Genomic DNA, 5,058 nt, shown 5'->3' with positions numbered 1-5,058 from the left:
CGTCGCCGCCCGCGACCTGCGGCCCGGGCAGACCCTCACCGCCGACGACGTCACCGTCGTCGAGCGCGACTCGTCCCAACTCCCGTCCGGGGCACTCACCGACCCCGCCGAGGCGATCGGCCACACCCTGGCAGGACCGGTGCCCGCCGGCGAAGCCCTCGTCGGGGTGCGGATGCTCGGGCCGCGGCTGGCGGCGTCCGCCACCGGCGACGCGGCGGCCCGGGTGGTCCCGGTGCGCCTGGCCGATCCCGGCGTCGGGGATCTGCTGCGCGAAGGCGACTTGGTCGACGTCCTCACCGTCGCCGAGGACGGCTCCCCGTCGTCGGGTGCGGCGCCGGAGGTGCGGGTGCTGGCCACGGGGGCGACCGTCGTGCTGGCCCAGGGAACGGACCAGACGAGCGACCGCGGCGAGAAGGTGGTCCTGCTCGCCCTGCCGCCCGAGCCGGCGACGGCTGTGGCTGCTGCATCGCTCGTGAGCGCGTTGACGGTGACCCTGCACTGATCCGGGCCGGGATCCGCATTCCGGACTTTGCGACATACCTACTGGTCTATGGTGCGACTGCGAGCATGACGACAAGACACGTCTAGGAGAAGCGCCATGTTGAAAGGCTTCAAGGACTTCCTGCTCCGCGGAAACGTACTCGACCTCGCTGTCGCGGTCGTCATCGGCACCGCGTTCACGGCCATCGTCACGGCCTTCACCAGCAACGTCATCGAACCCCTGATTGCCGCGCTCGGCGGCGACAACGAGATGGGCTGGGGCTTCCAGATCCTCGCGGACAATCCCGCCACCTTCGTCAACATCGGCGCGGTGGTGTCGGCGATCATCAATTTCGTCATCATCGCCGCCGTCGTCTACTTCGTGCTGATCCTCCCGGCGAACGCGGCCAAGAAGCGGTTCGCCACCGAGAGGGACGACACCAAGGCGAGCGCCGAGGATCTGCTCATCCAGATCCGCGACCTCCTCCAGGTGCAGTCCGGCCAGACCGGCGCACACGCCAAGCTGAGCCTCGAGGAGAGGGAACAGTAGGCGCAACCGTGCCACCGACGAAAAAGGTTGGGCCCGCTCGGAATTCCGAGCGGGCCCAACCCGTGTTCAGCCTGTCGGCAGGACGTCGTGTCAGACGGTCCAGGGCTTGCCGTAGGTGGTCACGTTGTCGCCGTTCGCGGTGATGGCGCGAACGAACGGACGGACCTGAACGGCGCCGATGACGCCGGAGGCGGTGCCGTGAACGTTCGAGAACTGCACGGACTTGAAGTCACCGTCGAACTCGCCCTCGGCGACGACGAGTTCCTCGATGCCCGGAGCCGGGGTCAACTCGAGCTCGGCGTAGGCCTGCGGGAGGATGTCGGTCACGGTGGCAACGGAATCCGAGCCGAGCTCCAGCTCGAGCTGCGGGGTGGAGTAGGTGACGCCGATGGCGCCGTCGATGCTGCCGGCCCACGCGAACTGGTAGCCGAACTGGAACGTGGTGCCCTCGGCGTCGGCAGCGGACTCACCGACGAGGTTCGCGGTGCCGCGGCCGTTGTGGAAGAACTCGCGGTTGAACGGGCTGCCCCCCAGGGCCGGAACACCCTGGATGAAGGTGTCCTCCTGGGTCACCACGACCTCGTAGCCGTCCGTGGAGACGATCCGGTTCTGATCGTCGACCGCAGCCTGCGCGGAGCCGGTCGCACCGAGGACCAGGCCCAGGACAGCGGCACCGGACACCGCGGCGTTACGTGCGGCCTTGAAGCCACGCGACTTGATTCCCATGATTTCTCCGTATTTCTTGGTGGGGATTACTGCGGGGTGGGGCGAGCAGGACTAGATCGTCCAGACTTTGCCGTAGGTGGTGACGTTGTCGCCGTTCGCGGTGATCACGCGGACGAACGGGCGGACCGAGACCGCGCCGATGACGCCGGTGGCGGCGCCGTGGACGTTGGCGAACTGGACGTGCTTGTAATCGCCGTCGAATTCGCCCTCGGCGACGACGAGCTCCTCGATGCCCGGAGCCGGGGTCAGCTCGATGCCCGCGGTGAACTGCGGAAGGATGCTGTCGACGGTGAGGGTGTTCTCGACGTCGACAGCGGAAGCCTCGGGATCGATCGTGTAGAGCGGGTTGCCGTTCTCGTCTTCCGCCTGAACCGGGTTGCCGTCCTCATCGAGCACCGGCTCTCCGGTCTCAGGATCCACTTCGTCGACGGGGACGTACACGTCACCGGGCGAGGCTGCGACCTCGAGCTCCGCCTGCGGGCTGGACCACGCGATGCCGATCGAGCCGTCGACAGCGGCGGACCACGCGAACTGGTAGCCGAACTGGAAGGTCGAGCCCTCGAAGTCCGCGGCGTCGGGGCCGACGATGTTGGCGATGCCACGGCCGTTGTGGAACCACTCGCGGCTGAGCGGGCTGCCCCCGATCGGGGGAACACCCTGGATGAAGGTGTCCTCCTGGGTCACGATGACCTCGTGGCCGTCCGACACGATCCGGTTCTGGTCGTCGACCACAGCGCCGGCGGTCCCGGTCGATCCCAGAACCAGGCCGAACACGGCGGCGGCGGCCACCGTGACGTTGCGGGCGGCCTTCACACCGCGTCGCGTCTGCATCTTCATGAATGCCTCATCCATTCTCTGCGTGCCGGGTCACGCACACGCGTCCGACAACTGCCCTGTCGCCCGCGAGGCATGCCACACCTGAGACACCGGCGAGCGTGCTCACCGGTGCCGACGTGTGCGTCATCCGCACGGTTGCGTTTCCGATTCGTGATGAAGACCGTCGCATTAGCTACCGATCTTGACCTGAGCGAACCAGGACAGAGACTAGACCGTGACCTCTGAAGCCAGCAACGGCTACGTCCCGGGGCGAGGCCTCGTCGAACCCGAAATTCTTTCGGCCCGATGAAACAATCGGTGCCATTTCAACGGCCGCCCCGAAGGGGTTGCGGAGGCGCCGAAAACCGTCTATCACCCATGAATAGAGCCGCATACCCCCTGGTGGCGGGTTCATGCGCCGCTGTGGCCGAATACATACTGCCGGTACTTCCGTGATGCGCGCCACCGAAAGCCGGGCGCGCGTCGACCGCGACTCGCCGAGTTGCAGGGTTACGAGAAGGTTGCGGAATCCCACCGCTGGAATTAACGATTCGGCATCGGCCGACTTCTACAAGTGGGGTAGATCACATGTGGCCGTGGTGCGGCGGTACCTGCCGGCGCAGCCATTCTTCCGAGTCGGACGAATCGTCTGCCGGCGAGCGCTCGTCGCGGGTCGTCTCGGGGAGGACGTCGCCGAAGATGCGGCGGAGCCGGGCCCGGTCGATCCGGGCCCGGCTCGCGTCGTCGCGCCGTGGTGCGTCGTCCGACGACGCGCCGGACGCACTCTCGTCCGTGCCGGTGATGGCTATCCCTCCACCCGCGACAGTTCCTCGATCACGTGCGAGGCGAGCGGCAGGAGCGTGGCCATGCCGTCGCGGATCGCCGCGCGCGAGGAGGCGAGGTTCGCGACCAACGTGGAGCCGGACAGGCCGACCAGACCGCGGGACAGACCGGCGTCCATCGCGCCGGCGGAGAAGCCGGACGAGCGCAGGGCCTCGCCGATCCCCGGGAGTTCCCGGTCGAGCACATCGGAGGTGGCGTCGGGCGTCACGTCGCGCGGCGACACCCCGGTGCCGCCGACGGAGATGACCAGGTCCACGCCGCCGATGACGGCGGTGTTGAGGGCGTTGCGGATCTCCACCTCGTCGGCCGACACCGTGACGACACCGTCCACGGCGAATCCCTCCTCTGCGAGGAGCTCGGTGACCAGGGGCCCGGCGGAGTCCGGGTTGTCGCCGTGCGCTACCCGGTCGTCCACGATCACCACGAGGGCTCGCCCGGTCCTGGGGGTTTCGAATTCCATGATGCCCACCGTAGTTGCCCTGTCCGTCGAACGAGCTGTATGTCCGAGAATGAATCCGGCGGCGTCTCTTCTCATCGGCCACCCGCCTCGGCCGCCGCGAGCTGCACGTCGACGGTCTTCTCGCTGCCACCCTGTGCGTCGGTGTAGGTGATGCGCACGGTGTCGCCGGGCGCGTACGAGCGGACCGCCGCGATCAGGGAGTCCCCGTCGGTGACGAGCCGGTCGTCGACCTTGGTGATGATCACGCCGCTCGGAATACCGGCCCGTTCCGCGGGCCCGCCGCCGGTGACCTCCATGACCCGAGCGCCGCGCACGTCGCTCTGCGACGGCACCTGGACGCCGATGACGGCGTGGGTCGCCTTGCCGGTGTCGACGAGTTCGTCGGCGATGCGGCGTGCCTGATCGACCGGGATCGCGAAGCCGAGGCCGATGGATCCGGACTGTCCGCCGGCCGTGGCGATCGCCGTGTTGACGCCGATCAGCTGGCCGTCCATGTTCACCAGCGCGCCGCCGGAGTTGCCGGGGTTGATCGCGGCGTCGGTCTGCAGCGCATCGATGACGGTGTTCTGGTTGCCGGTCTCCCCGCTGGTCGACACGGGCCGGTCCAGGGCCGAGACGATACCGGTGGTCACCGTGCTCTCGAGACCGAGCGGCGAGCCGACCGCCACCACCTGCTGGCCCACCTGCACGGCGTTCGAGTCGCCGAGCTCGATCGGGGTGAGGTCGGTGCGGCCCTCCGCGCGGATCACGGCGATGTCGGAGATCGGGTCGGCGCCCACGATGGTCGCGGGGACCGAGCTGCCGTCGGAGAAGTACACCGTGAGCTGCGCGCCGGCGCCGCCCCCGGCGACGACGTGGTTGTTGGTGAGGATCAGGCCGTCGGAGGACAGGATCACGCCCGAGCCCTCGCCCTGCGCGGTGCGGCCGACCACCTCGATGCGCACGACGCTCGGTACGACCTTCTGCGCGACGGCCTGCACCGAACCGGCGGGGGCGGCGGCGACGGTCGTCGTGGACGGCCGCGGCGCGTCGAGGGCGTTGGTGACGGCCGTGCCGCCGGTCGACTGCTGCGTGGTCCACGCGCCGACGGCGCCGCCGATCCCGCCGCTGACCAGTGCCAGCGCGACGGCGCCGAGGGCGAGCAGGCCCCGCGCCGATCGGGGTGAACCCTGGGGCCCCGGCG

Annotated in this window: 6 protein-coding genes; 2 read left to right on the top strand and 4 right to left on the bottom strand. The window is 68.9% G+C overall.

Annotated features, from left to right (window positions below; translation table 11 throughout):
* Together CQZ88_RS29210 and mscL are read left to right on the top strand one after the other, a co-directional pair.
* Positions 1 to 502 (top strand): RcpC/CpaB family pilus assembly protein (locus CQZ88_RS29210; protein ID WP_258008879.1); only part of this gene is annotated, 502 nt, incomplete at its 5' end.
* A gap of 96 nt (positions 503 to 598) precedes the next feature.
* On the top strand, positions 599 to 1,030 hold the full coding sequence (gene mscL / locus CQZ88_RS29205) for a large conductance mechanosensitive channel protein MscL (protein ID WP_050034763.1): 432 nt from the start codon (positions 599 to 601) through the stop codon (positions 1,028 to 1,030).
* A 90-nt stretch (positions 1,031 to 1,120) separates the two neighbouring features.
* Here the strand turns inward: mscL and CQZ88_RS29200 are convergent, their stop codons facing one another.
* The 4 genes from CQZ88_RS29200 to CQZ88_RS29180 form a co-directional block, all read right to left on the bottom strand.
* Positions 1,121 to 1,756, bottom strand: a complete 636-nt coding sequence (locus CQZ88_RS29200) for an MspA family porin (protein WP_050034762.1) — start codon at positions 1,754 to 1,756, stop codon at positions 1,121 to 1,123.
* 51 nt (positions 1,757 to 1,807) lie between these two features.
* Positions 1,808 to 2,593, bottom strand: a complete 786-nt coding sequence (locus CQZ88_RS29195) for an MspA family porin (protein WP_102800651.1) — start codon at positions 2,591 to 2,593, stop codon at positions 1,808 to 1,810.
* A 784-nt stretch (positions 2,594 to 3,377) separates the two neighbouring features.
* The gene (locus CQZ88_RS29185; RefSeq protein ID WP_029542037.1) at positions 3,378 to 3,875 is read right to left on the bottom strand and encodes a molybdenum cofactor biosynthesis protein B; all 498 of its coding nucleotides are present in this window, start codon (positions 3,873 to 3,875) and stop codon (positions 3,378 to 3,380) included.
* 71 nt (positions 3,876 to 3,946) lie between these two features.
* A partial coding sequence (locus tag CQZ88_RS29180) for a S1C family serine protease (RefSeq protein WP_180987104.1) occupies positions 3,947 to 5,058 on the bottom strand: 1,112 nt, incomplete at its 5' end.

The organism is Rhodococcus sp. ENV425 (genome assembly GCF_002887785.1).
In the GTDB taxonomy this organism is placed as follows: Bacteria; Actinomycetota; Actinomycetes; order Mycobacteriales; family Mycobacteriaceae; genus Rhodococcus; species Rhodococcus aetherivorans.
This window is presented reverse-complemented; position numbering and strand designations above follow the sequence as displayed.

Excerpts from the sequence above, each read along its gene's own strand:
- mscL (WP_050034763.1), top strand. The coding sequence starts at position 599 with ATGTTGAAAGGCTTCAAGGACTTCCTGCTCCGCGGAAACGTACTCGAC.
- CQZ88_RS29200 (WP_050034762.1), bottom strand. The coding sequence starts at position 1,756 with ATGGGAATCAAGTCGCGTGGCTTCAAGGCCGCACGTAACGCCGCGGTG.
- CQZ88_RS29185 (WP_029542037.1), bottom strand. The coding sequence starts at position 3,875 with ATGGAATTCGAAACCCCCAGGACCGGGCGAGCCCTCGTGGTGATCGTG.
- CQZ88_RS29195 (WP_102800651.1), bottom strand. The coding sequence starts at position 2,593 with ATGAAGATGCAGACGCGACGCGGTGTGAAGGCCGCCCGCAACGTCACG.